Below are 1,518 nucleotides of genomic sequence, written 5' to 3'. Positions count from 1 at the left end.
CGCACGGTTCTGTGAGAGCCGAGGGGTGAGATTCCCCTCGGCTACTCGGCGGCTGACAAGTGGCTGCCGTTCGTGGCTTCAGGTGCTTGGCCGCCCGGCTCCCCACGACGACTCGGCCGCCGATTGGGAAGTGCGAACAAGTCGCTGTGTAGAGCAATGCCGGCGAGGTCGTCCGTGGTACCGCAAGGCAAGTACGAGCGACTGGAGCACGATGAGCCGGATATGGGCGGGGACCGACTGCGGAAAGACCCATCACCACACGCTGGTCCTGGACAGCGAGGGCGACACGCTGCTGTCGCGTGGGGTGGCCAACGACGAGCCGGAGCTGCTGAAGCTGATCGGTGACGTCCTGGACCTCGCCGACGGCGGCAGGACGACCTGGGCGCTGGACATGACCGGCGGTGAGCCCGGCCTGCTGATCGCCCTGCTGGTCAACCATGGCCAGGAGCTCGTCTACATCCCCGGTATCGCGGTCAACCGGGCCACCGACAGCTACCGAGGCCAGGGCAAGACGGACGCCCGTGACGCCCGCGTGATCGCCGACCAGGCACGGATGCGCCGCGACCTCCAGCCGATCCGCCCCGGCGACAAAGCCACGATCGAGCTGCGGCTGCTGACCGACCACCGCGTCGATCTGGTCGCCGACCGCACCCGCACCATCAACCGGCTCAAGGCCCTACTGAACGGCATGTTCCCGGCTCTGGAACGAGCCCTCGATCTTGGTAACGCCGGCCCGCTGGTTCTGCTGGCCGGATACCAGACACCGGCAGCGATCCGCCGCGCGGGCACCCACCGGCTGACCACTTGGCTGCGCAACCGCAAGGTCTGCAACGCTGCTTCCCTCGCCGAGAAGGTGGTTGAAGCCGCGGAGCGTCAGCACACCGCCGTCGCGGGCGAGAAGGCCATCGCGAAGATGGTGCACACCCTCGCGAGGGAGGTGATGGCCCTCAACGAGAAGATCACCGAGACCGACAAGCTCATCGACGGCCGGTTTCGCGAGCACGAACTTGCCGACGTGATCCAGTCCATGCCCGGCATCGGCACGGTCCTCGGTGCCGAGTTCCTCGCCGCCGTCGGCGGCAGCCTGGACGCTTTCCCCACCGCCGACCGGCTCGCGGCCTTCGCCGGCGTGGCACCCGCCCCACGCGACTCCGGCCAGGTCAGCGGTAACGACCACCGACCGACGAGATACCACCGCCGCCTGCAACGCGTCTTCTACACCTCCGCGCTGATCAGCGTCCAGCACGACCCCAACTCGCGGAAGTTTTATGACCGCAAGCGCGCCGAGGGGAAACGTCACGTCCAGGCCGTCCTCGCGCTCGCACGCCGCCGCGTCAACGTTCTGTGGGCCCTGATCCGTGACCGACGGTGCTACCGGATCACACCCCCTGTCACCGAACCGGCTTGACAACAGCATTGGGAAGCACCTGGACGAGGTCTTCATCAAGATCAACGGCGAGCTGAAGTACCTGTGGCGGGCTGTGGACCAGGACGGCAACGTCCTGGACATTCTCGTCC

The 1,518-nt window shown here is 67.2% G+C and carries 1 protein-coding gene and 1 pseudogene; both read left to right on the top strand.

Annotated elements, in window-relative coordinates; translation table 11 throughout:
• The first annotated feature begins 211 nt into the window (after positions 1–211).
• Positions 212–1,408, top strand: a complete 1,197-nt coding sequence (locus tag ACNPQM_RS44090) for an IS110 family transposase (RefSeq protein WP_418088407.1) — start codon at positions 212–214, stop codon at positions 1,406–1,408.
• Positions 1,409–1,424: 16 nt separating this feature from the next.
• Positions 1,425–1,518: pseudogene (locus tag ACNPQM_RS44085) on the top strand (DDE-type integrase/transposase/recombinase); the annotation flags it as partial.

The organism is Streptomyces sp. NPDC056231 (assembly GCF_048270745.1).
Lineage (GTDB): Bacteria > Actinomycetota > Actinomycetes > Streptomycetales > Streptomycetaceae > Streptomyces.
This window is presented reverse-complemented; position numbering and strand designations above follow the sequence as displayed.

Excerpts from the sequence above, each read along its gene's own strand:
- ACNPQM_RS44090 (WP_418088407.1), top strand. The coding sequence starts at position 212 with ATGAGCCGGATATGGGCGGGGACCGACTGCGGAAAGACCCATCACCAC.